23 protein-coding genes, 1 tRNA gene, 2 pseudogenes and 1 riboswitch are annotated in these 24527 nt (G+C 71.0%); of the genes and pseudogenes, 20 read left to right on the top strand and 6 right to left on the bottom strand.

The genetic code is table 11. The annotated features are described in order from the left end of the window. Positions 1–300: 300 nt before the first annotated feature. The 4 genes and pseudogenes from ACFYQA_RS28920 to ACFYQA_RS28935 all read left to right on the top strand — a co-directional run. Positions 301–978, top strand: a pseudogene (locus tag ACFYQA_RS28920) (transketolase C-terminal domain-containing protein); the annotation flags it as partial. Beyond that, positions 975–2390: an aspartate aminotransferase family protein gene (locus tag ACFYQA_RS28925; protein WP_388923834.1), complete on the top strand. Its 1416-nt coding sequence runs from the start codon at positions 975–977 to the stop codon at positions 2388–2390. The pseudogene ACFYQA_RS28920 and the gene ACFYQA_RS28925, both read left to right, overlap by 4 nt. An 85-nt stretch (positions 2391–2475) precedes the next feature. Next, complete coding sequence (locus ACFYQA_RS28930; RefSeq protein WP_388923837.1) at positions 2476–3099, top strand: helix-turn-helix domain-containing protein; 624 nt, start codon at positions 2476–2478, stop codon at positions 3097–3099. Beyond that, a complete protein-coding gene (locus ACFYQA_RS28935; protein WP_055595265.1) occupies positions 3096–3218 on the top strand; it encodes a DUF6126 family protein in 123 nt (40 codons plus the stop codon). Before ACFYQA_RS28930 ends, ACFYQA_RS28935 begins: the two co-directional genes overlap by 4 nt. Positions 3219–3293: 75 nt before the next feature. Here the strand turns inward: ACFYQA_RS28935 and ACFYQA_RS28940 are convergent, their stop codons facing one another. Continuing rightward, complete coding sequence (locus ACFYQA_RS28940; RefSeq protein WP_388923840.1) at positions 3294–4091, bottom strand: tyrosine-protein phosphatase; 798 nt, start codon at positions 4089–4091, stop codon at positions 3294–3296. A gap of 505 nt (positions 4092–4596) precedes the next feature. Next, positions 4597–4759, top strand: a riboswitch (cyclic di-AMP (ydaO/yuaA leader). Between the two features lie 4 nt (positions 4760–4763). Between ACFYQA_RS28940 and ACFYQA_RS28945 the strand changes: the two genes are divergently transcribed. The 12 genes from ACFYQA_RS28945 (at position 4764) to ACFYQA_RS29000 (ending at position 17869) form a co-directional block, all read left to right on the top strand. Beyond that, positions 4764–5738, top strand: coding sequence for a peptidoglycan DD-metalloendopeptidase family protein (locus ACFYQA_RS28945; protein ID WP_388923843.1), 975 nt, complete (start codon positions 4764–4766; stop codon positions 5736–5738). Positions 5739–6049: 311 nt separating this feature from the next. Continuing rightward, positions 6050–6835: an SGNH/GDSL hydrolase family protein gene (locus tag ACFYQA_RS28950; RefSeq protein ID WP_388924002.1), complete on the top strand. Its 786-nt coding sequence runs from the start codon at positions 6050–6052 to the stop codon at positions 6833–6835. 454 nt (positions 6836–7289) lie between these two features. Next, positions 7290–8516, top strand: a complete 1227-nt coding sequence (locus tag ACFYQA_RS28955; protein WP_388923846.1) for an MBL fold metallo-hydrolase — start codon at positions 7290–7292, stop codon at positions 8514–8516. 751 nt (positions 8517–9267) lie between these two features. Further along, entirely contained in the window at positions 9268–11688 is a 2421-nt protein-coding gene (locus ACFYQA_RS28960) for an ATP-binding protein (protein ID WP_388923849.1), read from the top strand. Positions 11689–11786: 98 nt separating this feature from the next. Continuing rightward, complete coding sequence (locus tag ACFYQA_RS28965) at positions 11787–12221, top strand: roadblock/LC7 domain-containing protein (protein ID WP_332432067.1); 435 nt, start codon at positions 11787–11789, stop codon at positions 12219–12221. A 2-nt stretch (positions 12222–12223) separates the two neighbouring features. Next, on the top strand, positions 12224–12595 hold the full coding sequence (locus ACFYQA_RS28970; protein WP_332433092.1) for a DUF742 domain-containing protein: 372 nt from the start codon (positions 12224–12226) through the stop codon (positions 12593–12595). Further along, positions 12573–13190 carry an ATP/GTP-binding protein gene (locus ACFYQA_RS28975; RefSeq protein WP_388923854.1) on the top strand — a complete coding sequence of 206 codons (618 nt, stop codon included), beginning with the start codon at positions 12573–12575 and terminating at the stop codon, positions 13188–13190. Before ACFYQA_RS28970 ends, ACFYQA_RS28975 begins: the two co-directional genes overlap by 23 nt. A gap of 62 nt (positions 13191–13252) precedes the next feature. Beyond that, positions 13253–13828, top strand: a complete 576-nt coding sequence (locus ACFYQA_RS28980; RefSeq protein WP_388923857.1) for a GAF domain-containing protein — start codon at positions 13253–13255, stop codon at positions 13826–13828. 187 nt (positions 13829–14015) lie between these two features. Further along, positions 14016–15044, top strand: coding sequence for an L-threonine 3-dehydrogenase (tdh, locus tag ACFYQA_RS28985; protein ID WP_386392926.1), 1029 nt, complete (start codon positions 14016–14018; stop codon positions 15042–15044). 97 nt (positions 15045–15141) lie between these two features. Further along, on the top strand, positions 15142–16341 hold the full coding sequence (locus ACFYQA_RS28990; RefSeq protein WP_388923860.1) for a glycine C-acetyltransferase: 1200 nt from the start codon (positions 15142–15144) through the stop codon (positions 16339–16341). 87 nt (positions 16342–16428) lie between these two features. Then, positions 16429–17334: a LysR family transcriptional regulator gene (locus ACFYQA_RS28995; protein ID WP_388923863.1), complete on the top strand. Its 906-nt coding sequence runs from the start codon at positions 16429–16431 to the stop codon at positions 17332–17334. A gap of 175 nt (positions 17335–17509) precedes the next feature. Further along, positions 17510–17869, top strand: a complete 360-nt coding sequence (locus ACFYQA_RS29000; protein ID WP_388923866.1) for an MmcQ/YjbR family DNA-binding protein — start codon at positions 17510–17512, stop codon at positions 17867–17869. 22 nt (positions 17870–17891) lie between these two features. Here ACFYQA_RS29000 and ACFYQA_RS29005 read toward each other — a convergent pair whose 3' ends face one another. Further along, positions 17892–18839: a transketolase family protein gene (locus tag ACFYQA_RS29005; RefSeq protein ID WP_388923869.1), complete on the bottom strand. Its 948-nt coding sequence runs from the start codon at positions 18837–18839 to the stop codon at positions 17892–17894. 68 nt (positions 18840–18907) lie between these two features. Further along, positions 18908–19627, bottom strand: coding sequence for a transketolase (locus ACFYQA_RS29010; protein ID WP_388923872.1), 720 nt, complete (start codon positions 19625–19627; stop codon positions 18908–18910). 143 nt (positions 19628–19770) lie between these two features. Between ACFYQA_RS29010 and ACFYQA_RS29015 the strand changes: the two genes are divergently transcribed. From ACFYQA_RS29015 to ACFYQA_RS29025, 3 genes are all read left to right on the top strand, one after another. Beyond that, a tRNA-Pro gene (locus ACFYQA_RS29015) sits at positions 19771–19844 on the top strand. Positions 19845–19985: 141 nt separating this feature from the next. Next, a complete protein-coding gene (locus ACFYQA_RS29020) occupies positions 19986–20609 on the top strand; it encodes a GyrI-like domain-containing protein (RefSeq protein ID WP_388923875.1) in 624 nt (207 codons plus the stop codon). Between the two features lie 180 nt (positions 20610–20789). Beyond that, positions 20790–21482 (top strand): GPP34 family phosphoprotein, encoded by a 693-nt coding sequence (locus tag ACFYQA_RS29025; protein WP_388923877.1) that lies wholly within the window; start codon positions 20790–20792, stop codon positions 21480–21482. A gap of 84 nt (positions 21483–21566) precedes the next feature. Here ACFYQA_RS29025 and ACFYQA_RS29030 read toward each other — a convergent pair whose 3' ends face one another. From ACFYQA_RS29030 to ACFYQA_RS29040, 3 genes and pseudogenes are all read right to left on the bottom strand, one after another. Then, a complete protein-coding gene (locus ACFYQA_RS29030) occupies positions 21567–22103 on the bottom strand; it encodes an NUDIX hydrolase family protein (RefSeq protein WP_386392885.1) in 537 nt (178 codons plus the stop codon). A gap of 112 nt (positions 22104–22215) precedes the next feature. Next, positions 22216–22802, bottom strand: a pseudogene (locus tag ACFYQA_RS29035) (SAM-dependent methyltransferase). Positions 22803–22970: 168 nt separating this feature from the next. Continuing rightward, positions 22971–23453 carry a Dps family protein gene (locus tag ACFYQA_RS29040; protein ID WP_388923880.1) on the bottom strand — a complete coding sequence of 161 codons (483 nt, stop codon included), beginning with the start codon at positions 23451–23453 and terminating at the stop codon, positions 22971–22973. 242 nt (positions 23454–23695) lie between these two features. Between ACFYQA_RS29040 and ACFYQA_RS29045 the strand changes: the two genes are divergently transcribed. After that, the gene (locus tag ACFYQA_RS29045; protein WP_388924007.1) at positions 23696–24511 is read left to right on the top strand and encodes a sulfite exporter TauE/SafE family protein; all 816 of its coding nucleotides are present in this window, start codon (positions 23696–23698) and stop codon (positions 24509–24511) included. Positions 24512–24527 lie beyond the last annotated feature (16 nt).

Below are 24527 nucleotides of genomic sequence, written 5' to 3' on the forward strand. Positions count from 1 at the left end.
ATCTTCGTGAAGGGCGAGGTCATCAAGACCGTCCCGGAGTCGAAGATCGTGGAGACCCTCATCGAGGAAGCCATGAAGATCGCCGAACAGATGGAAACCGAGCGGACGGGACAGGAGGGCGCCGGCTCCGGCGCCCCGGCCGGCACCGGAAAGCCGGCAGTGACGGTGGGTTGAGACGAGGCACGGACCGACAGGAGGCCGAACGTGACGATACTGGAGAGCCTCGGGCAACCACGCGACCTGAAGGCGCTGTCCGAGGCGCGACTCGGTGAACTGTCCGAAGAGACCGGGGAGTTCCCGGAACGGGTCGGTGTCACCGGCGTCGACGGGCCTGCGTACAGCGGCATGGGGGACCTGTCGGTGCTTCAGGTCGTGCCCGGTCTGCGCATCGCCGCACCACGCGACGTCGACCAGCTGCGTGCCCGGTTGCGGGAGGCGGTCGCCGTCGACGACGCTCCGACGCCGCTGCGGTTCCCCAAGGAGTCCGTGGGCCCGGCCGTCCCGGCGCTCGACCAGATCGGCGGCACGGACGTGCTGCACCGCGCCGACGATCCCGAGGTGCTGCTGGTGTCGGTCGGCGTCATGGCGCCCGTCTGCCTCCAGGCCGCCGAACTGCTCGAGGCACGCGGCATCGGGTGCACCGTGGTCGACCCGCGCTGGGTCAAACCCGTCGTCCCCGAACTCGTCGGACTGTCCGCGCGGCACCGGCTCGCGGCCGTCGTCGAGGACAACAGCCTTGCGCCGGGCGTGGGTTCGGCCGTGGCGTCGGCGCTGGGCGACGCGGATGTCGATGTACCGGTACGGCGGTTCGGCATTCCGGAGCAGTTCCTCGCGCACGCCAGGCGCGAGGAGGTGCCGGCGGACACCGGCCTGACACCCGTCGAGATCGCCGGCCGGATCGGCGCGAGCCGGGCCGTGGGGCAGGAGCGGCAGTCCCCTGGCGAGCCGTCCGAGAAACAACGGGAGCAACAGTCATGACCACCGCGGAGTCCGCCCCGGAGCCCTCTCGGGCCGGGGACTTCGACCTCGGCGCGCTGCTGGCCGAGCGCGGAGCCGAACGCTACGAGCTGCACACCAGACACCTCAACCACCAGCTCCCGCGCATGCTGCACACCATCGGCTTCGACAAGGTCTACGAACGCGCCGAGGGCGCCCACTTCTGGGACGCGGACGGCAACGACCACCTGGACATGCTCGCCGGATTCGGGGTGATGGGCCTGGGGCGCCACCACCCCGTGGTCCGCAAGGCGCTGCACGACGTCCTCGACGCCTCACTCGCCGATCTCACCCGCTTCGACTGCCCGCCGCTGCCCGGACTGCTGGCCGAGGAACTACTCACCCACAGCCCTCATCTGGACCGGGTGTTCTTCGGCAACAGCGGCACGGAGGCGGTCGAGACCGCGCTGAAGTTCGCCCGCCGCGCCACCGGCAGGTCCCGCGTCCTGTACTGCACGCACGCTTTCCACGGGCTGACCATCGGCTCCCTGTCCGTCAACGGCGAGTCCGGCTTCCGGGACGGATTCGCCCCGCTGCTGCCCGACACGGCCGTAGCCCTGGGTGATGTGGACGCGCTGGAGAGGGAGCTGGCCAAGGGCGACGTCGCCGCCCTCATCGTGGAACCCATCCAGGGCAAGGGTGTGCACGCGGCCCCGCCCGGCTATCTGCGCGCCGCCCAGGAACTGCTGCACCGGCACAAGGCACTGCTGATCGCCGACGAGGTGCAGACCGGCCTCGGACGGACCGGCGACTTCTACGCCTACCAGCACGAGGAAGGGGTCGAACCGGACCTGGTGTGCGTGGCCAAGGCGCTCTCCGGCGGCTATGTGCCGGTGGGGGCCACGCTCGGCAAGGACTGGATCTTCCGCAAGGTCTACTCGTCGATGGACCGGGTGCTGGTGCACTCGGCCAGCTTCGGGGGCAACGCCCAGGCCATGGCCGCCGGCCTCGCGGTGCTGGCGGTGATGGAGAACGAGCAGATCGTCGCGAACGTCCGGACTACCGGGGAGCTGCTGCGGTCCCGGCTCGCGGCCCTCGTCGACACGTACGAGCTGCTCGCCGACGTCCGTGGCCGGGGCCTGATGATCGGCATCGAGTTCGGCCGGCCGCGGTCTCTGAAGCTGCGCGGTCGCTGGGCCATGCTGCAGGCCGCGCGGAAGGGACTCTTCGCGCAGATGGTCGTCGTCCCGCTGCTGCAGAAGCACAGGATCCTCACCCAGGTCTCCGGCGACCACCTGGAGGTGATCAAGCTGATCCCGCCGCTGATCATCGGCGAGCAGGAGGTGGACCGGTTCGTGGATGCCTTCACCGCGGTCATGGACGACGCCCATGACGGCGGTCTGGTGTGGGAGTTCGGCAGGACACTGGTGAAACAGGCGGTCGCCGACCGGTGAGACCGTGATGTTCCGCAGGTCAGGCACTTTTTGCCTGTGAGGCAAGGGATTTGCCTCACAGGCAAAAGTACGGCTGAATGGAGCCATGAGTTCCCCCGAGGCCGAGCCGGCGGCCGGACCGGCCGCCGCGCTCCCCGCGGTCGCCCCGCAACTGCGCGCCCTGAGGCGCCGGGCCTCCCTGACGCTGGAGGCCGCCGCCCGCGAGGCGGGACTCTCCCCCGCTCATCTCTCCCGGCTGGAGACCGGACAGCGCCAGCCCTCGCTGCCGATGCTGCTCTCCCTCGCCCGTATCTACGGTACGACGGTTTCCGAACTGCTCGGCGAGACGGCCGCCGTCCGCGAGGCGGTGACGCGCGCCGGCGACATGGAGCCGACCTCCGCGGGCGGCTGGACGTACCGGCAGGCCGGTTCCCCCGGGCGCGGGATGCAGGCCCTGCGGGTCCAGGTCCCGTACGGGGCCCAGGGCGACATCGTGCGGGTCCATCCGGGCGAGGAGTGGCTGTACGTCCTCAAGGGGCGGCTGCGGCTGCGCCTCGGGGACGCCCTGCACCGCCTCGCCCCGGGTGACAGCGCGCACTTCGACTCGCTGACCCCGCACCGTATCGCCGCCGAGGACCCCGACGGGGTCGAGCTGCTGTTCGTCCACACCCTGCTGCAGAGTCCCACGGCCGCCCTGTGCCTGGGCCCCACCCAAGGAGATCTGTCATGAAAGACCTGGAGGAGAAGTTTCCCCGCGCCCTGTGGGTGAGGCTGTTCGTCTACGTGGTGGTGGGGCACCTCTTCGCGGGCTTCATCTATCTGCTGTTCGAGCTGGGCGCGAAGCAGTAGTCCCCGGACGGACACGGCAGGAGCCGAGCGACTCCGTGATCCCCCGGTCGAGCGTCCGCTCGACCGGGGGATCACTCAGTCCAGCATGCGCTCGCGCAGCCGCTCCCGGTTCTCGGGGGTGAGTCCGAGTGCCTGCTCGAGGTAGGGGTCCACGCCGCCCCAGGTCTCCTCGATCGTCTCCAGCGCGGCCGACAGATACTCGGCGCGGGCGTCGAACAGGGGGTCGAGCAGCTCCATGACCTCGGGGGAGTAGGCCGAGGCGGGGGTGCCGCTGCGGCGCACCTTGTAGCGGCGGTGCGCGGCGCTGGACTTCAGGTAGTCGTCGAAGATCGCGTCCCGTTCCACGCCCAGCGCGAGCAGTGTCACCGCCACCGACAGACCCGCGCGGTCCTTGCCCGCCGCGCAGTGCATCAGCGCGGGCACACACTCCTCGGCGAGCGAGAGCAGCACCCGGGAGTGCTCGGCGGTGCGTTGCCTCACCGTCACGCGGTACGAGGCGATCATCCGCTTCGCCCCCTTGTCGCCGGCGAGGACCGAGCGGAGCTGGTCCAGGTCCCCGTCGCGGACCATCCTCCAGAACTCGGCGCCGTCGGCCGGGTCGCTCAGCGGCAGATTCACATTGCGCACGCCGGGCAGTTCGATGTCCCGCCCGTCCAGCTTGTGGTCGGCCGCGTTACGGAAGTCGAAGACGGTGTGCAGTCCCAGGGAGGACAGGAAGGCGGCGTCCTCCTCGGTGGCGTGCGCGAGATGGCCGCTGCGGAACAGCACCCCGTGCCGCACCCGGTGGCCGTCGACGGTCGGCAGGCCTCCCACATCACGGAAATTGCGCACCCCGGTGAGCTCGGGTTCGGTCGACGGGATCTGCTGCGTCACGGGGGCCCCTCTCCCACTCTGCGCCGCCGACGCGGCGGCGTCGGCGGGTGTCACCCGACGATACGACATGCCTGACAGGGGCAATGAGTTGGTGACGGGGCCGTCGGAGTGGAGACGGGACTGTCCCGGTGGAGCCGCCGGCGTGGACGGATCCGCGCCGGACCCGCGGCCGACCGGTCGAGCCATCCATATTTACCTTATTGGGTCGTTCTGTCCGTTTGGGGGGTTTAGTCGTAATTTGCTCCGATAGGCGGGGAGATGGGGATGGGGTGGTGAGCATCGTCATAGAGGTGACGATGCGTTGTCGCCATGTTCACGTAATTCCAGTATTGCGCAAGGGGATTCGGGGGGTGCCGAAAATTCGGGGCGACTCCGAGTGACGGTTTTCAGGTCAATGGATCACTAAACAACGCCTTCGCTCGGAAGATCGGGCTTGTCCCTTTGCGTCTCGGTCGCCTACGTTCGCCATCGATCCGGACGGACGCCTAATCCTGCCGCTGTCCGGAGCCTTCACACTCTGATCCGCGTATGGCAGGAGCGGGGGACCCACAGGTACGACTGCCTGTTCCGGTCTCCGGAACGGCTTGGGGTCAAGTCGCGTTTTCGACGCGGCCGGGCATCTCCAGCCCGCACCCGACAGCTCACCTCGTAGGCGCCGGAGAGGAATTCGTCATGCCCGCAAAGGGTAAGCACCGTCGTCCCAGCGTTTCGCGTCTCACCCGTTCCATCGCCGTCGCCGGAACCGGTGGCGCCGTACTCGCCCTGCCGCTTCTCGGTGCCACGGGAGCGAACGCCGCCACTCCGCAGGCCGCCCCGGAAAAGGCCGTCCAGTCGTATTCCGTCGCCGGCAAGACGTCTGACGGCGTGAAGGTCGACGGCGACAGGAACGGCGACACCCGCACGTACATCGTGAAGGGCGGCGACTACCTGGCGAAGATCGCCGAGTCCGAGAACGTCGACGGCGGCTGGAAGCAGCTCTACTCCGACAACCGCGAGACCGTGGGCGACGACCCGTCGCTCATCCACCCCGGTCTGAAGCTCTCGGTCGACGGCAAGGCCGCCGCGACCGGCGCGCCGAAGAAGTCCTCCTCTTCCGAGGCGCCCTCTTCGTCCGCTCCGGCCGCTCCCTCGGCTCCGTCCTCCGCCTCGAATTCGTCGACGGCCGGCGAGGCCTCCGAGCAGTCCGCGCCGAAGTCCTCCTCCGGCTCGACGACCGCGAACCAGGCCGCGACCGCCTCCGGCTACAGCTCGCCGGTACCCGGCAGCGGTCTCGGCACCGCCTACAAGGTGGCCGGCAGCATGTGGTCCAGCGGCTACCACACCGGTGTCGACTTCGCCATTCCGACCGGCACCTCCCTGAAGGCCGTGGGCGCGGGCACCGTCGTCTCCGCCGGCTGGGCCGGCTCGTACGGCAACCAGGTCGTCATCAAGCTGAACGACGGCCGCTACGCCCAGTACGCCCACCTGTCCTCGCTGTCCGTCTCGGCCGGCCAGGCCGTGAGCGGTGGCCAGCAGGTCGGCCTCTCGGGCTCCACCGGCAACTCGACCGGCCCGCACCTGCACTTCGAGATCCGCGCCACGCCGGACTACGGCTCGGACCTGGACCCGGTCTCCTACCTCCGCGGCAAGGGCGTCTCCATCGGCTGACCCCCGAGGCAACCTGCCTGACGCGCCGAAGGCCGGACCCCCGATCCCCGGGTCCGGCCTTCGGCGCGTTGGCGCGTTCGGTGGGCTCGGCGGATTCGGCGGGGTGGAGTTCCGGGAGCGCCGGGGATGTTCCGTGCGTCACGTTGCTCGCCGCTCAACGTCCCCGCGCGGAGGGCTATTCCGAATTGGCCCACACTTCGCGAGTGGCTTATCTCACCGCCCGTCAATGCCTTCCTACGGTCGCGTAGGTCACATTCGAAGGTGAATCATGTCCGGGTGTGGCAGACGATTCGAAGAATGACAGCAAGGCAGTGATCGGGTCGTACGTGGCGGTGGGGGACAGCTTCACCGAGGGCGTCGGTGACCCCGGCCCCGGCGGGGCATTCGTCGGCTGGGCCGACCGATTTGCGGTGCTTCTCGCCGACCGGCGTCCCGAAGGCGACTTCCGGTACGCAAATCTCGCGGTGCGCGGAAAACTGCTCGACCAGATCATGGCCGACCAGCTTCCGCGGGCCGTCGAACTGGCCCCCGCACTGGTTTCTTTCTGTGCGGGCGGCAACGACATCCTGCGCCCCGGCAGCGACCCGGACGAGGTGGCCGAGCGTTTCGAGCGGGCGATCGCCGCGCTCACGGCGGTCTCCGGCACGGTTCTGGTGACGACCGGGTTCGACACCCGTGGCGTACCCCTGCTCAGGCATCTGCGCGGCAAGATCGCCACCTACAACGGGCATGTGCGGGCCGTCGCCGACCGGTACGGCTGTCCGGTGCTCGACCTCTGGTCCCTCAGGAGCATCCAGGACCGCAGGGCCTGGGACACCGACCGGCTGCACCTGTCGCCCGAGGGGCACACACGCGTGGCGCTCCGCGCGGGACAGGCTCTCGGCCTGGACGTCCCGGCCGACCCGGAGCAGGCCTGGCCCCCGCTGCCGCCGCGCGGCAGCCTCGACGTCCGGCGGGACAACGTCCACTGGGCGCGCGAGTACCTGGTGCCGTGGATGGGGCGCAGGCTGCGCGGGGAGTCGTCGGGGGACCACGTGACGGCGAAGGGCGCGCTGTCCCCGGACGACATCAAGGAGCGCATCGCCTCGGTGGCATGACGCGGGGGGCATGACGCGGGTGGGAGGGGACGAGGCGGGGAGAGCGGGGAAGGGAGCGCGCGCGGGCACGGTCCCGCGCCCGGGGCGTCCGTGTTCCCGAGTACAGCGGGCCCGCCCGGACGGCTCTTCCTGTTCCGGCCCCGGCTTCCTGGGCCGGCGGGCTTTGGACACCGGAACTCGCTCACGGCCACGCCCCCGACGAGCGGGGTGAGCGTCGTCGCCCACCTCTCGATCCACAGCCGCCATCCCGTGGGGGCGTACCACCGCGCGGCTTGCGCAGCCGCGCGGGATCGGCCTCGGGCGCGTGGGCGAAGAGGACGGCCACCGGCTTTTCCTTCGCCGAGAAGCGAGGGGCACGGGCACGGCTCCGGGGCGCTTTCCGGTCGGTGAGGCGTCTCGAGGCCGGGCCGGCCACACATAATGGAATATCTGACTGACTCCGTTTGGAGGCATTGTGGCCGGTACCCGTTCCCAGAGCTCCGGGCTCCGTGCGCTACGGCCCGCGGCCTTCGGCGCGGACCCCACCGGTGAGCGCATGGCGCGTATCCGCAGGTCCCCGCACTACCGGGACGGCGTGTTCCAGAACCCCAAAGGCCCCACTCGGCTCCGGCCCCCGGGCTCGTCCCGGGACCTTGCGAAGACCTACTTCGACAAGGACACCCGGTCCCGCCGTGCCCCGCACGGCGCCCTGCCGGTGCACGCCACCACCCTTGCCGACCTGGCCCGCCCGCCTGTCTCCGGACTGCGCCTGACCTGGATGGGCCACTCCAGCGTGCTCGTGGAGATCGACGGGCGACGGGTGCTGTTCGACCCCGTGTGGGGCGAGCGCTGCTCCCCGTTCCCCTTCGCCGGTCCGAAGCGGCTGCACCCGGCACCCCTGCCGCTGGCCGCGCTCGGTCCGGTCGACGTCGTCGTGATCTCGCACGACCACTACGACCATCTGGACCTGCCCACCATCAAGGCGCTCGCCGGCACGGACACGCTGTTCGCCGTGCCGCTCGGCGTGGGTGCCCATCTCGAGCACTGGGGCGTGTCCGCCGACCGGCTGCGCGAACTGGACTGGCACGAGACGACCGGGGTCGGCGGACTCACCCTCACCGCCACCCCGGCCCGCCACTTCTGCGGCCGGGGCCTGCGCAACACCCAGCACACCCTGTGGGCCTCATGGGTCGTCGCGGGCGAGGAGCACCGCGTCTACCACAGTGGCGACACCGGCTACTTCGACGGTTTCAAGGACATCGGCACCGCCCACGGCCCCTTCGACGCGACGATGATCCAGATCGGCGCGTACTCGGACTTCTGGCCCAAGGGGCAGCCGGACCCGATTCCGGGACCCGGCTCCTGGCCGGAGATCCACATGAATCCCGCAGAGGGTCTCCAGGCCCACCTCGACCTCCAGCAGGGACGGCCGGACGGGGTCTTCCTGCCGATCCACTGGGGCACCTTCAACCTGGCACCGCACCCGTGGGCGGAGCCCGGCGAGTGGACGGTGGCTGCGGCCGAGGCGGTCGGGCAGCCCGCCGCCTTCCCCGTTCCGGGCCTGCCGTTCGAGCCCGCCGGGGAGCTGCCGGCCGAACCGTGGTGGCGGGGCGTGGGTTACGTCCCGAGCCACAAGTGGCCCCTGCCCGCTCCCGTCACGGACTCCTCCCGCGAGGGCCTGGACCTGGTGGGGGAGGAATGAGCCTTGGCCTTGATCGCTACGTTGAGTGATATTTCTATGAGGGGTGTGCAGGGCGTGGAGGGTTTTCGAGGGACCCTTCCGTAGGGCGGTCGAGCGGAAACATCGAGGGCCGGGGAGCTTTGAGCTCCCCGGCCCTCGATGTTTCCCGATGGGCATCTCTGACCAGGTCAGATCGAGTGGCGACCGTTTTTTGACGAATAAGTGACGGGTTTATCGGTCTGTCGTACGAAGCCTCATACCAGAGCGGGACGCTGTCCGTGTGAGTTTGTCAACTGACCACCGCACGTGATGCGGTGGTGACTACGGTGAGTGTCGGTCGGGTGACGCATGGCCGACGCCCTCGGTCTTCCGAGGCGCCCCCGACCGGTACGGCGACACCATGACGACACCCGTCGCTCGGCGTATCGCGCCACGGGGTCGCCCCCATCGGATCGGATCAGGGAGCGGGGACCGGTACGTGCAGGCAGAAGGCGGACGAGGGAGAGGACGGGGTGACACACCCCGCCGCTCGGGCCCGGTCGGCGCCTCGGGCGTGACCGGTGTGCCGGGCATGTCCAGCGGGTCACAGGCGGCCGCGGCTGCCCCGGGCGAGCCGCCGGTCGACCCACGCGCCGGTGCCGGCAACGGGCGTCCGCCCGCCCCGCGCGGCGGCGAGCCGCGCGGGGCGCGGAACCGGTCCCATGCGCCCGGCGGCCGCGGCCCCACGCGTTCCCCCGGCACCCAGGACCGACGGACCAGTTCGAGGACACCCATGCCCGATCTCCGCCCTTCCGCCGGTCCGCCCTCCCGTACTGACCGGCGGGAGGGCGGACGGCACGGACGCCCGCCCGCCCGGCCCGCCCCCACGCACCCCGAGGCACAGATACGGCCCCAGTTGCTGCGGCTCGCCGTCCTGCCACCCGTGGCGGTCGCCCTCAGCGCCGGCGCCGCCGTGCTGTTCCTCGTCCGCTCCACCGGAGTACGGCCGGGCGCGCCCCTGTGGGGCGTGCTCGGCGGCGCGGTGTCGGTGACCCTCGCCGGCATCGTCATCGCCGCCGTGGCCGCCGACCGTGCGGCCCGGTCCGTGCACGACCGCGTCGAGAGCCTGCGCCGGAGCACGGCTCGGCGCGAGGCCGACCTGCGCGCCCTCGTGGACACCCTGCGCCGTGGCGACGGCCCGCCACCGCGCACCCAACCGGGCGGGACGCCCAAGGACGCCGACGACTTCGACCGGCTCGCCGCCGACCTGTCCCGGGCCCATGACAGCGCCGTCACCGCCGTCGTCCAGGCGTCCCAGCTCTCCAGCCGGGCGGGCAGCGAGCAGAAGCTCGAGGTGTTCGTCAACCTGGCCCGGCGTCTGCAGTCCCTGGTGCACCGCGAGATCTCCATCCTCGACGAGATGGAGAACGAGATCGAGGACCCGGACCTGCTCAAGGGCCTCTTCCACGTCGACCATCTCGCCACCCGCATCCGCCGCCACGCCGAGAACCTCGCCGTGCTCGGCGGGGCCGTCTCCCGGCGGCAGTGGAGCAACCCGGTCTCCATGACCGAAGTGCTGCGCTCGGCCATCGCCGAGGTCGAGCAGTACTCACGGGTCAAGCTGGTGCCGCCGATCGACGGCACCCTGCGCGGGCACGCCGTCGCCGACGTCATCCACCTGCTCGCCGAACTCGTCGAGAACGCCACGCTGTACTCCGCGCCGCACACCCAGGTGCTGCTGCGCGCCGGACTCGTCACCTCCGGGCTCGCCGTCGAGGTCGAGGACCGCGGGCTCGGCATGCCCGTGGACGAGCAGGAACGGATGAACGCCCTGCTCGCCGACCCGGACCAGGTCAATGTCGCCAGCCTCCTGGCCGACGGGCGCATCGGCCTGTACGTGGTCTCGCAGCTCGCGCGGCGGCACGGCATTCAAGTCCGGCTCCAGAACAACATCTACGGCGGAGTCCAGGCCGTGCTCGTGGTGCCGCAGGCACTGCTCGGTGCCGAGCAGTGGTCCTCGGGACCGGGCGTGGGCCGGCCGGCCGAGGGCAACGCGGGACCGGGGGACGGCGGCGGGCCGCCGCGCCGGCCCGTCCATGCCGTACCCGCGCCCGGGAGCGCCCCGCTGCCCGGTCCCGCCGGGCCCGGGCACGGACCGTGGCCGCAAGAGCCGCAGGCAGGCACCGAGCCGTACGCCGGCCCCGGCCCGCAGACCCGACCCGATATGCGGACGGGACCCGATGCGGGGACAGGACTCGCACAGCAGACCGGCCCCGGCTCGCTGCCTGGGCCCGGGAGCGGGACGTCCTTCCCCCCGGCGTCGCCCCCCGTCGTACCGCCAGCGCGGCGTCACGATCAGGCCGACGCCCCGGCCCCGACGAGCCCCGGCCGCGTGGCGCCGCCCCTGCCGCTGCGGGGTGCCCGCGCGGTGCGGCCCAATCCGGCCGAGGCGGTGCCAGGCGTCACCCCGGACGACCGGCAGACCCTCGAGGAGAGCGGGATCGGAACCGCCCCCCTCACCCCACGCAGCCCCACCGTGCGCGGCACCATGGGCAGGCCTCAACTGCCCCGCCGCCGCGCCCAGGAACACTTGGTGCCCCAGCTCCGCGACGGTCCCACGCCGCGTCAGGACACCGAGCACGTCGTCGGGCACGACCCCCATCTGATGGCGGCCTTCCGGCGGGGCGTCGGCCTCGCCGAAACCCAACAGGACATGGAAACGGGCCACATGGGCGGCGACGACCCGGACCGTGACGGCCTGGCCCCCGACGACACGAGGCAAGGCGCCATGGGGTGTATCGAGATAAGGCGTGTCGACACAGGCCGTGGTGACATGGTCGACGACCACATGGTGGGCGACCACATGGCAGGGGGCCACATGGCGTCCGTGTCCATGCTGCCGTCGTCCCCCCTGGACGATCCCCCCGGTCCCACCGCCCGTCCCACGGCCGCCCACCCCGTGGATGCCCACCCAGTGGATACCCACTATGCGGACTATGCGGACTATGCGGACTATGCGGATGCCCACCTCATGGACCCGCACCGCACGATCAAGGCTCACGCGATGGAGTCCCCCACGGTGGAGCCCCACACCGCCGACGCACGTCCCCCGCATACGGCACCCCAGGAGGCGCGCGGCGGCCACGACGGCCTACCCGCGCCCCGCACCGACCACCCCACCGCACGGCACGACGGGAGCGCACCCGCCGGATGAGCACGCCCGCACCCTCCACCTCCTACCGGGCCACCTCCCCGCCCGTCCCCGCCCCCAGCGCTCCCCCAGACCTTCGTACCCCAAGGAGTCGATCCACCATGGCGAGCGATGCGCCGACCGCCCACGTTTCCGATCTCGACTGGCTGATGAGCGGCCTCGTGCAACGGGTGCCGCACACCTCCAGCGCCGTACTGCTCTCCTGCGACGGACTGGTGAAGTCCGTGCACGGCCTCGACGCGGACAGCGCCGACCACATGGCGGCCCTGGCCTCCGGCCTCTACTCCCTCGGCCGCAGCGCCGGCGTCCGTTTCGGCGCGGGCGGCGACGTACGCCAGGTCGTCGTCGAACTCGACTCGATGCTGCTGTTCGTCTCCACCGCCGGCTCCGGCACCTGCCTCGCGGTGCTGGCCGGCCGCGAGGCCGACGCGGCGGTGCTCGGCTACGAGATGGCCATGCTGGTCAAGAGCGTCCGGCCGTACCTGGCGACCGCCCCCCGGCAGCCCGCCGTCGAACCGCCGGCGATGAGGCCTTGAACGTGGCGGCGGCCGGTGACGGCCCCTGGCTGGACGACGCGGCCGGGCGCCTGGTGCGTCCCTTCACCGTCAACGACGGCCGCACCCGCCCCACTGTCGAACTCGACCTGATGTCACAGGTGATGGCCACCGGGGCCACCCCCTTCGGCTACCTCGGCCCCGAGCACGCGCAGGCACTCGAACTGTGCCGCGCGCCGCTGCCGGTCGCCGAGGTGGCCGCCCACCTCAAGCTGCCGCTGGCCGTCACCAAGGTGCTGCTGGCGGACCTCGTCGACAGCGGAGGCCTCACCACCAAACCCCCCGTGTTCGACCACAACCCGACGGACCGGGCCCTTCTGGAGGCAGTGCTCGATGGACTACGACGACAGCTCTGACCACGGCGCCGGCGCCGACGTGTTCCCCACCGCGCTCAAGATCCTCGTGGCGGGCGGGTTCGGCGTGGGCAAGACCACCTTCGTCGGCGCGGTCAGCGAGATCGCGCCGCTCAGCACGGAGGAACTGCTCACCACGGTCAGCGCCGCCACCGACCGGCTCGACGGCATCGAGAACAAGGTCGAGACGACCGTGGCGATGGATTTCGGCCGCATCACCCTGGACCAGCAACATGTTTTGTACCTGTTCGGCACACCGGGCCAGGAACGGTTCTGGTTCATGTGGGACGAACTCTGCGAGGGCGCCCTGGGCGCGGTCATCATCGCCGACACCCGGCGTCTGGAGGAGTGCTTCGCCGCCGTCGACTTCTTCGAGCAACGCGGCCTCGGCTTCATCATCGCCGTCAACGAGTTCGACGGCGCCTTCCGCTACGACCCCCAGGAGGTACGCGCCGCCCTGGATCTGCCGGACGAGATCCCCGTCGTGTGCTGCGACGCCCGGATCTCCAGCTCGGGCGTCCAGACCCTGCTGACCCTGGTCCGCCACCTCATCGCCCACGCCCCGGCCACCGCGACGGGGTACGGCGCCCACATGTGAGATCCCCACACACCAACACGGAGCCCGTATATGACATGTGCCCACATCCAGGGAGCCCGCCCATGAGCTACGACCCGCCGCGTCCGGCCGGTCGTCTGCTGCTCACCCCCGATGACAAGGAGGCCCCGGCCCGCACCGAGCGGCTGCGCCGACTGGGACTGGGCGAGCGCCCCGAGCCCGCACTCGACGCCTTCGCGTACGGCCTCTCCGAACTCACGGGGGCGGCGTACGCCATGGTCAACTTCCTGGGGCAGGAGGGGCAGTTCTTCGCCGGTCTGCACACACCGGCGGTCGCGCCCTTCGTCCGCGGCGACGGCACCGGCGCACTGCTGGGCCGGTTGCTGCCCCGCGACCACGGCTTCTGCCCCCATGTGGTGGCCCGCCGCAAGGCGCTGGTCCTGGGGGACGTGAGCGACTATCCCCGGTTCGCGGGCAACCCGGTCGTGGACGAGTTCGGGGTGCGCTCCTATCTGGGTGCCCCGCTCATCGACAGCACCGGCATGGTGCTGGGCACCGTGTCCGTCTCCGACACCCGGCCGCGGGCCTGGGGGCAGCAAGGGCTCGTGGCCATCAAGGACCAGGCCATGGATCTCGTCGTACGGATCGAACGCGGGGAGAGCGACGGACTGCCGTTCTGAACCCGTGGACACGGTGTGCTGCCGCCGATGGGGTGAGGCGTGAAGGAAAGCTGTGGCCGTGCTTAAGAAATCCTCGATGGACCGGTGAGGGTGTCGTACGGCAGATTGCAGTGCGATCCCACCCCGCTCCCGGTCAGGGCTGCTCCGGCATGCCCGGAGCCGGGACTCACCCCGAGGAGCCGTGGCGTTGAAGGCGCTCGTCAAGGACAAGGCCGAACCCGGGCTGTGGCTCGCGGACGTCCCGGAGCCGGCCGTCGGCCCCGGTGACGTGCTCATCAAGGTGCTGCGCACCGGTATCTGCGGCACCGACCTGCACATCCGAGCCTGGGACGGCTGGGCCAGGCAGACGATCAGCACTCCGCTGATCGTCGGGCACGAGTTCGTCGGCGAGGTCGTCGGGACGGGCCGGGACGTCAGCGAGATCAAGACCGGTGACCGGGTCAGCGGCGAGGGCCACCTGGTGTGCGGCAAGTGCCGCAACTGTCAGGCCGGACGCCGGCACCTGTGCCGTGCCACCGTCGGCCTCGGCGTCGGCCGCGACGGCGCGTTCGCCGAGTACGTCACCCTGCCCGCGGCCAACGTCTGGGTGCACCGCGTCCCCGTCGACCTCGACGTCGCCGCGATCTTCGACCCGTTCGGCAACGCCGTGCACACCGCCCTGTCCTTCCCGCTCGTGGGCGAGGACGTCCTGATCACCGGCGCCGGACCGATCGGCCTGATGGCCGCCGCGGTGGCCCGGCACGCCGGCGCCCGCCATGTCATGATCACCGACGTCAGTGAGGAGCGTCTGGAGCTCGCCCGCAAGATCGGCGTGAGCCTGGCGCTGAATGTGCGGGACTCGGCGATCGCCGACGGGCAGCACATCCTCGGCCTGCGCGAGGGCTTCGACATCGGTCTCGAGATGTCCGGCCGCCCCGAGGCACTGCGCGACATGATCGCCAACATGACCCACGGCGGCCGGATCGCGATGCTCGGCCTGCCGGCCGAGGAGTTCCCGGTCGACTGGTCCCGGATCGTCACCTCGATGATCACCCTCAAGGGCATCTACGGCCGTGAGATGTTCGAGACCTGGTATGCCATGTCGGTGCTCCTCGAGGGCGGCCTGGACCTCGCCCCCGTGATCACCGGCCGGTACTCCCACCGCGACTTCGAAGCGGCCTTCGAGGACGCGGCGAGCGGTCGCAGCGGGAAGATCATCCTCGACTGGACGACATAGCCCTCCTCGGTACCCGCCTCGGCGCCCTTCCCGACACCCTCGCCACCATTCCCTCGGCCCCCCTCTCTCTTCCGCGAGCACCTTCAGGAGCTTCTCCATGTTCGATTCCGTGCGCGACGACCTCCGCACCACCCTCGACGAGATCCGCGCCGCCGGACTGCACAAGCCCGAGCGCGTGATCGGCACCCCGCAGTCCGCCACCGTGAACGTCACCGCGGGCGGCCGGCCCGGTGAGGTCCTCAACTTCTGCGCCAACAACTACCTCGGCCTCGCCGACCACCCCGAAGTGCTCGCCGCCGCCCACGAGGCCCTCGACCGCTGGGGCTACGGCATGGCCTCGGTGCGCTTCATCTGCGGTACGCAGGAGGTGCACAAGGAGCTGGAGGCGCGGCTGTCGGCGTTCCTCGGCCAGGAGGACACGATCCTCTACTCGTCCTGCTTCGACGCCAACGGCGGCGTGTTCGAGACGCTGCTCGGCGCACAGGACGCGGTGATCTCCGACTCGCTGAACCACGCGTCGATCATCGACGGCATCCGGCTGTCCAAGGCCCGGCGCTTCCGCTACGCCAACCGCGACATGGCCGACCTGGAACGCCAGCTGAAGGAGGCCGCCGAGGGAGGGGCGCGGCGCACGCTGATCGTCACCGACGGCGTCTTCTCCATGGACGGCCATGTCGCACCGCTGGCCGAGATCTGCGACCTCGCCGACCGCCACGGCGCCATGGTCATGGTCGACGACTCGCACGCCGTGGGCTTCGTCGGAACCGGCGGGCGCGGCACACCGGAACTGCACGGGGTCATGGACCGCGTCGACATCCTCACCGGCACCCTCGGCAAGGCGCTCGGCGGTGCCTCCGGCGGCTATGTCGCCGCCCGCGCGGAGATCGTCGCCCTGCTGCGCCAGCGCTCCCGGCCGTACCTGTTCTCGAACACGCTCGCCCCGGTGATCGCCGCGGCCTCGCTGAAGGTCCTCGACCTGCTGGAGTCCGCCGACGACCTGCGGGTCCGGCTGGGAGAGAACACCGCCCTGTTCCGCCGCCGGATGACCGAGGAGGGCTTCGACATCCTCCCCGGCGACCACCCCATCGCCCCGGTGATGATCGGCGACGCGTCCCGCGCTGGACGTCTCGCGGAACTGCTGCTGGAGCGCGGTGTGTACGTGATCGGCTTCTCCTACCCCGTGGTGCCCGAGGGACAGGCCCGGATCCGCGTCCAGCTGTCCGCCGCGCACTCCACCGAGGACGTGCACCGCGCGGTGGACGCCTTCGTGGCGGCACGGGCGGAGCTCGACGCCTGAGCAGGGCCTGATGTGCCCTGCCCGCGTGCCCTGCCCGCGCGGGTCGCCCGGGCGGGGCACGCGGCGGCGTTTGAGAGAATCGGCTCCATGATCGAGGCACGGCGGCTCCACATCCTTCGTGCGGTGGCCGACCACCGCACGGTCACGGCGGCGGCCGCCGCGCTGTACCTCACCCCGTCGGCGGTGTCCCAGCAGCTCGCCGCGCTGGAGCAGGAAACCGGCCACCGGCTGGTGGAGCGCGGCGCCAAGGGCGTACGGCTGACCCCGGCCGGTGAGATCCTGCTCGGCCACACCAACGTGGTCCTCGCCCAGCTGGAGCGGGCCGCGGCCGAACTCGCCGCGTACGGTGCGGGCGCGGCCGGCACCGTCACCGTCGCCTCCTTCGCGACCGGGATCGCCCAGGTCGTCGTCCCCGCGGTGGTCCGCCTCGCCGCGACGGCACCCGGCATCCGCATCCGGGTCCAGGACGCCGAGGGCGACGCCAGCCTGCCGATGCTGCTGGACCGGCAGGTCGACGTCGCCGTGGCCGTCGAATACCGCGGGGCGCCGCCCGCCGACGATCCCCGCCTGTCCCACGTACCGCTGTACGCGGAGCCCTTCGACGCGGTCGTCCCCGTCACCCACCGGCTGGCCGACACCGTGGAGGTGCCACTCGCCGAGCTGGCCAAGGACCCGTGGATCGGCCCGTACCCCGGCAACCCCTGCCATGATGTCGTCATCCTGGCCTGTGAGAACGCCGGATTCCAACCCCTGCTCGAGCACTCCTCGGACGACTTCCGCGCGGTGGTGGCCCTGGCCTCGGCGGACGTGGGTGTCGCGCTGGTTCCCCGTTCGGCGCTGCGCGGCATGGACCTGACCGGCGTGGTCGTCCGCCCGGTCGACGGTGTCGCGCCGACCCGCCGGGTCTTCGCCGCCGTACGCAGGGGAGCCGAGGAACATCCGCTGATCCGCCCGGTCCTGGACGCACTCGGCGAGGCCGCCGACGAGGCGTAGGGCCCGAAGCAGGGCCAGAAGCGAAGGGCGCCGGGTAGGGCTGACGCTCAGGGGTCGAAGAAGAGCGGGGCGCCGAGCGGCATGTGACGGGCATGCGGAGCGGCGAGGAAGCCCGGGGTGGATCTTCGCCCCTGCCACCAGGTGATTGTCAGTGACAGCCGCTACGGTGCCTGCCATGCCGGATGCCGAAGACATACGACGGATCGCACTGTCCCTGCCGGACACGACGGAGAAAGTGGCCTGGAGCATGCCCACGTTCCGGGTGGCGGGGAAGATGTTCGTCACCCTGCCCGAGGACGAGACGTCCATCGCCGTGCGCTGTCCCAAGGAGGAGCGCGACGAACTGGCCCTCGCCGAGCCGGAGAAGTTCTGGATCGCGGGCCACGAGGCGCAGTTCGCCTGGGTCCGGGTCCGCCTCGCCGCCCTGGAGGACGAGGACGAGCTGCGCGACATCCTCGCCGACTCCTGGCGTCAGGCGGCCCCGCCCCGGCTGCTCGAAGCGTATCCCCGGCTCGGCCGGCCGACCGGGGCCTGACCTCCGGGGCCTTGCCAGTGGGTCAGGGCACGATCCGGGACCGTGGACGGCGGCCGGAGCCGGAGGGGACTCCGGCTGCCGTGAACGCTCCGATGCGTTCCCGCAGCGAGCGGGCGTCGAGACCGTGCGCGGCGACATGCTCCTCGAGCCGCCCGTACCGTCGCAGCTCCCGCCGGCCCACACCCAGCCCCAGCACCCGGTGCGGCACAGCGGCCAACGCGTCGTTCGCCGCCGCCACCGACGTACCCGCCAGATACGGTTCGACCAGGACGACATCCGTCCCGGCGGCCTCGGTGGCCCGGCGCAGGGCGGCCGCGTCGAAGGGCCGGACCGTGGTGGCGTACAGGACGGTGACGTCGAGCCCCTCCGTGGCCGTGAGTACCGCGTCCAGCACGGGACCGACAGCGACCACCACGCCCGCGCGGCCCTCGCGGACGGTGCGGAATCGCTCGCCGTCCACCGGCAGCGGGCGCGTGTTGGCCTGCAGGGACAGCCGCACGTACACCTTGTCGTCCCCGGCGGCCACCGCGTGCCGCAGCAGCGTCTCGGCCTCGTCCGGATGCCCCGGCACGTGCACGGTCCAGCCGTCCAGGGTGTCCAGCAGTGCCACGTCGCCCGGCGCCATGTGCGTGTAGCCGCCGGCCGGCCAGTCGAAGGAGGCGGCGGCGCTCACCAGCACCGCCCCCGCGTCCTGATGACCGAGGTCCAGTTTGACCTGCTCGAACGGGCGCTCGACGAGGAAGCTGGCGAACGTGTGCACGACGGGCCGCAGACCGGTGAGTGCCATTCCGGCGGCGGCCCCCACCAGGAGCTGTTCCCGGATGCCGACGTTGACGACCCGGTCCGGATGCCGGCGGACGGCATCGGTGAAGGTGTCCGTTCCGATCTCGGCGAGGACGACGGCGACCCGGGGGTCCTCGTCCAGCAGCCGGGTGACGACGGGAGCGAACCGGTCACGCATGGTTTCCACGGGAGAGGGCCCTTTCAGAAGGGGAAGCAGGAAGAAGCAGCAGGAAGAAGCAGCAGGAGAGGGAAGATTCACGCGTACTTCGGCTCGACCCGGGCCACCACCACGTGCGGCCGCCCCGGATGCGGCGCGGTGAACGCGGTGTGCAGCGCCTCGTGGTCACGGCCGTCGACCGTGAGCGCGGACCAGCCCGCCGCCTCGAAGCGTGCGGCGATCCCACCGGGCCGGGCGTGAGTGGCGGAGGAGTTGTCCACGACGACGGTGTGCAGCCGTTCCAGCCCCGTCGGACCGGCGAACGCGATCGCCTCGTGGTTGCTGCCCTCGTCCAGCTCGGCGTCCCCGATCAGCGCCCACACAGCCGGCCCGTCGAGGCCCTGCGCGCGCAGCCCCAGCGCCGTTCCGACCGCGATCGGCAACCCGTGCCCCAGCGATCCGCTGCCGATCTCGGCGCCTGGCACCAGCGTCCGGTCGGGGTGATGGCCGAGCGGCGAGTCGTACGAGCCGAACCCGGTCAGCCACTCCACCGGAAGGAAGCCCTTGGCGGCCAGTACGGCGTAGTACGCCATCGGCCCGTGCCCCTTCGACAGCAGGAACCTGTCCCGCTCCCGGTCGTCCCTCCGCGCCGGCGAGACACGCAGGACCCGGTCGTAGAGCACCCACAGCACGTCCAGGGTGGAGGTCGCCGCCGGCCCGTGCTTCTCGTCGCCGGTCATCCTGCTCATCAGCGCGGGCAGATCCGCGTAGCCGTACGCAGCCGTCGTCCTGCGGGTGTGGTCCTCGGTGATCGTCATATGGCGATCGTGCGACCTCAACCGAACTTGAGGTCAAGGGCCGCCCCCGTGGCCCCGGACAAAGGGGTGCGCGATCACCGCCCTGGGTGCGGTATTGTTTCCGTGCACGTCGACGCCGGGAAATCACCAGGTCAGACGGGCAACGGGACGTGGCGCAGCTTGGTAGCGCACTTGACTGGGGGTCAAGGGGTCGCAGGTTCAAATCCTGTCGTCCCGACTTAACGAAGTCGCGGATCAAGGGGTGGTTTCGGAGAAATCCGAAACCACCCCTTGACCGTTTTCAGGGATCCGGTGAGGGCCAGGGGCCCTCACCGGCGTCGGTGGGCGACGGGCAGGACGACGGTCTACAGTCCGCCGGGTGCAGAACTATGACATCAAGAAGGAGCGCCGAGACCTCTACTCGGCCAGGCGCGACCGGTTCGAGATCGTCGATGTGCCGCGCATGGGCTTCCTGATGGTGGACGGCCGTGGCGATCCCAACACGTCGGCCGACTACCGCGCGGTGGTCGAGGCTCTGTACACGACCGCCTACGCCGTGCGTGCGATCGCCAAGAAGGAACTGGCTCGGACCCACACCGTCGGCCCGCTGGAAGGGCTGTGGACCGCGGACGACCTCAGCGTCTTCACGACTCGTGACCATGACGAGTGGAACTGGACGCTCATGATCGTTCAGCCGGGCTGGGTCGGCTCCGCCCTGGTGGACGAGGCGAGGGACCGGGTAAGGAGGACGAAGGACCTCAGCGCCGGGCACCGCGTGAGGTTCGAGGACCGCACCGAGGGGCAGTGCGTGCAGATCCTTCACGTCGGACCGTACGACGAGGAGGCCCCCACGATCGCGAGGATGCACGAGGAGTTCATGCCCGCCGAGAAACTGGTCCCCCGCGGGCATCACCACGAGATCTACCTCTCCGATGCCCGCAGGACGCAACCGGGCCGACTGCGCACCATTCTCCGCCAACCGGTCGGCCCGGCCCCTGTCTGACCTCACACGCGACTGAAGCGCCCCTGCTTCCTTTGCTCCTTGTGCCCCCGCGCGCCCCGGTCCTCGGTGGGGCAGCGGGAACGACGGGACGGCCTTCGTCGTTCTGGGGGCAACGGGTGCGCTGCTGACGAGACCCGTTACCGTTCGTTCGCCGCCGCCCCTCCTGATGTGGAGCCGCTCATGACCACAGCGCACGACCTGCTCGTCGCCGTCATCGACACACGTTCCGGTACGTCCGTCGAACAGGGCGATCTGTCGCTGGCACTCGCGGGAGCGGAGCTGATCGACCTCATCGACGCCGGGGCCGCCGACCTCGACGGAGACCGGGTGGTGCCGGGCACAGAGCGGACGGAAGGGGCTGCCGCGGAGTCGGTCGTCGACGATCCCCTGCTGCGGCAGGCCGCGTCCTCGCTGGTCCGGCAGGAGCCTCACGAGCCGGTCGAGGACTGGCTGTGGCGCCGGGGCCGCGACCTGGGGGCCGCGTATCTCGCGGAGTTGGAGACCACGGGTTCGGCTGCCGCCCGTTGGCGCGCCCGGAAGCCGACGCTGAGCATCGACCCGGCGGCACTGGCCGACTCACCGGCGCGCCGCCATGCGAACGACCGCTGGGCGGCGCACGAACCCGTGCTCACCGCCCTCGCCGCCGCCGCGGGCGTCGACGCCCGGTACGACGGCGACCCGGGTGACAGCGACCCGGGTGACAGCGACCCGGGCGACGGCTCCGAGGGCCGGGACGATCTCACGGAGCTCGGTGACGACCGGGTCGTGACCGTGCTGGCCGCGGTCAACGAAGCCGTCGTCGAACTGGCCGGTGTGCGGCAACGGCGGGCCGTCGAGACGGCGGCCTTCGACAACATCTGGCGTGCCGTCTGACCCGGCTGTGAAGGGACACGGGGCCGGCGAACGGCAGGGGGCGTGACCTTTGCCGTACGGCGGATGCGCGCCCCCTGCGCCGCGTCAGCTCAGGCAGCCGGCGTGTGCCAGGGCCTGCCTCAGCAGTACCCCGTGCCCGCCCGGCATCTCGCTCTGCACCGCCTCCGACAGCGCCTCCTGCGGGCTGAACCACACCAGGTCGAGGGCGTCCTGCCGGGGCCGGCAGTCACCCGTCACCGGCACGATGTAGGCGAGGGACACCGCGTGCTGACGCGGGTCGTGGTACGGCGTGACCCCGTGCGTGGGGAAGTACTCGGCGACCGTGAACGGCTGGAGCGACGCCGGGACATGGGGCAGCGCCACCGGACCGAGGTCCTTCTCCAGGTGACGCAGCAGGGCGTCCCGGATGCGCTCGTGGTGCAGCACCCGGCCGGAGACCAGCGTCCGGCTGACCGTGCCGTCCGGTCCGATGCGCAGCAGCAGGCCTACGCTGGTGACTTCGCCGCTCTCGTCGACACGTACGGGGACGGACTCGACGTACAGGATCGGCATGCGGGCACGTGTCATCTCCAGTTCGTCGGAGGACAGCCATCCCGGCGTGGTTTCGGTCGTGTCAGACATTGCTTGATCATACTTTCGACGGTTCGAGCTGACGAGGATGGCCGCTCCGCGGTGGTGTTGTCCTCCACGACGGGTTCGGCCGGGCCGGCGGAGATCGGGGGTCCGGGACGCGTCAGGGCTTCACGGCCACCGTGCCGTACTGCGGTACCACCGGGGCGAGCCGGCCAGAGCGTGCCCCTGTGAGCAGGACACCGGCCAGGGTTCGACCGGGTTCAGCCCTTCGAGTAACACGGAGATGTCCTCGGCACCGCGGGCCGTGATCGGGGGAGCGCCGTTCTCGTTCCAGAACTCCATCGCGGAGATCCGGTCCTCGCCGCCCACCTCGGTGTCGAGGACGAAGGTGAGGGTGTCCGGCGTCATCACCGCGACCGGGCGGTCGAAGCCGAGGGTGCCGGGGGCCCGTTCGAGTATGGCGTCCGAGTCGTGCACGTCGGCTTCGACACAGTCGGTGCCGACGTCGAGGAACTGCCGCACACCACGCTCACCGGCCGGGTACGTGACGGCCCGCTCCAGGAACTCCCGGTTCGCGCGGGCGATGTCCCGGATGACGGGGATGATCGAGGCGACCCGGTCGCCGGCCTGCCGGCCGACCTCGTAGGTGTCCTTGCCGCCGATCCGGTGGTTCCACACGCGTGCGTTGTGCGCCACCGAGGTGGCCGGCCGCGTCGAGCCGCGCGGCGGGGTGTGGCTCTCACCCATGTCCCCCTCCCTCTCCGGCCCTTTCCGTCGACCGGATCCGGCCGTCGCGGCCATTGTGCCTGCGTGGTGATCACGTTGTCCCGGGAATTGGGGGAGCGGGCGCGGGCGGGAGGACAGAGGGAATGTCAAGGGGAGACGGGCAGCGTCGGGGTCCGTCGGCGGGCTCCGTCACGCCTCGGTGGGGGTGTTCTCCGCCTCGAACATCCAGCGCTGCTTCTCCAGATCGGCGGTGACGGAGATCAGCAGGTCCTGGGTGACCGGGTCCGCCTTCTCGGTGGCGTCGACACGCTCGCGCAGCCGTACGATCGCGGCCCCCAGCGCCTCCGCCATCAGCCGCACGACGTCCGCGTCGCGCAGCAGGCCCTCCTCGGGGACGGGCAGGGCGAAGACCTTGGCGATGGTCTCCGGGCGGCCGTCCGGCGGCACGCCGAGCGTCGCGGCCCGCTCCGCGACCGTGTCGGCCTGGGTGCGCGCGGTCGAGACCACTTCGTCCAGCTGGAGATGGACCGAGCGGAACCTCGGACCCACGATGTTCCAGTGGGCCTGCTTGCCGATCAGTGAGAGACCGAGGAGATCCACCAGGGTCTCCTGGAGTGCCTTGCCGGCGACCCGTCGGGCCTCGTCGGGCAGGGTGCTCCGCACAACGGTCATGGGGTGTCGCTCCTTCTCGAATCCTTGGATGCTCCGCGAACGCGCGGGTGCCCTCGTTGCCCCGGTACAAACCCGAGCCCGCCCCGAGCCCGCCCCGAGCCCGCCCCGAGCCCGCCCCGGGCTCGGGTTCGCGGCACGGCGTGCGCGGGCGGCGGCAGAAAACGCCGTGCGAGGTGCGGGGAGCCGACAGACGAGACGGTGCTTACGGCGACCGTTGGGTGGACATACCATCGGTCTCCGCAATGGACATGATGACGCTCTGGCACCTCACCGGCTGGGAATTCGCCGCCCTCGCCTTCGCAGCCCTGCTCGTGGGCTTCTCCAAGACCGCCGTCAGCGGGGCCAACACGGTCAGCCTCGCCATCTTCGCGGCGATGCTGCCCGCCCGCGCCTCCACCGGCGTACTGCTGCCCATCCTGATCGCCGGGGACGTGCTCGCCGTCCTCACCTACCGGCGGCACGCCCACTGGCCCACCCTGTGGCGGCTGTTCCCGGCGGTCGCGGCCGGTGTCGTCGTCGGCACCTTCTTCCTGATGCGGGCGGACGACGAGGCCGTGGGGACGTCGATCGGGGCGATCCTGCTGCTGATGGCCGCAGTGACGGTGTGGCGGCGGCGAGCGGCGGACCGGGCCGCGCAAGCCGCCGTCGACGGCGAAGGGGAACCGCGCGAACGGAGCGGACCCGAGGAGGTCCCTTCGAGGGCCGGCCGGATCAAGGCCCGCTCGTACGGCGTCCTCGGCGGCTTCACCACCATGGTCGCCAACGCGGGCGGGCCGGTGATGTCCCTGTACCTGCTCTCCGCCGGCTTTAGGAAGCTGGGCTTTCTGGGGACATCGGCGTTCTTCTTCCTGATCGTCAACACGTCCAAGGTGCCGTTCAGCGTGGGTCTCGGACTGATCGACGCGGAATCCCTGCTGCTCGACGCGGCGCTCGTGCTGTTCGTCGTGCCCGGCGCGCTGCTCGGGAAATGGGCCGTGAGCCGGATCAACCAGCGGCTGTTCGAGCACCTGGTGATCGCGGCGACGGTGGTGGGCGGCGTACAGCTGCTGGTGCGCTGAGCCGGGAGCCGCTGCT

The sequence above is a fragment of the Streptomyces sp. NPDC005774 genome (assembly GCF_042871645.1).
Taxonomy (GTDB): domain Bacteria; phylum Actinomycetota; class Actinomycetes; order Streptomycetales; family Streptomycetaceae; genus Streptomyces; species Streptomyces pratens.